Source organism: Candidatus Thiosymbion oneisti (assembly GCF_900092655.1).
Lineage (GTDB): Bacteria > Pseudomonadota > Gammaproteobacteria > Chromatiales > Chromatiaceae > Thiosymbion > Thiosymbion oneisti.
This window is the reverse complement of sequence record NZ_FLUY01000433.1, coordinates 1-314: the sequence shown is the minus strand read 5'-3', so window position 1 is coordinate 314 and position 314 is coordinate 1. Positions and strand designations below refer to the sequence as shown.

1 protein-coding gene is annotated in these 314 nt (G+C 61.8%); it reads left to right on the top strand.

Features of this window, described 5'->3' with window-relative positions:
* Nucleotides 1–48: 48 nt before the first annotated feature.
* Nucleotides 49–314, top strand: a 266-nt coding sequence (locus BQ17_RS04250; protein ID WP_439645638.1) for a hypothetical protein, incomplete at its 3' end; no start/stop codon positions are given.

The window sequence follows — 314 nt, the reverse complement described above, 5'->3', positions numbered from 1 at the left end:
TCGCCGAGTTTCGCCGGGTGAACGCGCGCGGCGAACCGTGATTTCGTCTTGCTGTGTCAAGAACTGGAACTGCTCGGCGGCGAAACCATCGGCATCGACGGTTCCTGTTTCCAGGCCAGTGCCCGTGACGCCAGTATCACGACCAAGAAACAGTTGGAAAGCCAGCTAAAGCAGATTGAACGTGATCTGGAAGCCGACACCCCGTGCCTTGATGCCAACGACGCGCCGGAAAACCCAGCCGGTGACCGGTTGGGTGAAGCCCCCGCGCTTGCCGACAAGCTGGCCGCCCTCAAGGAACGCCAAGCGCGCCAGCA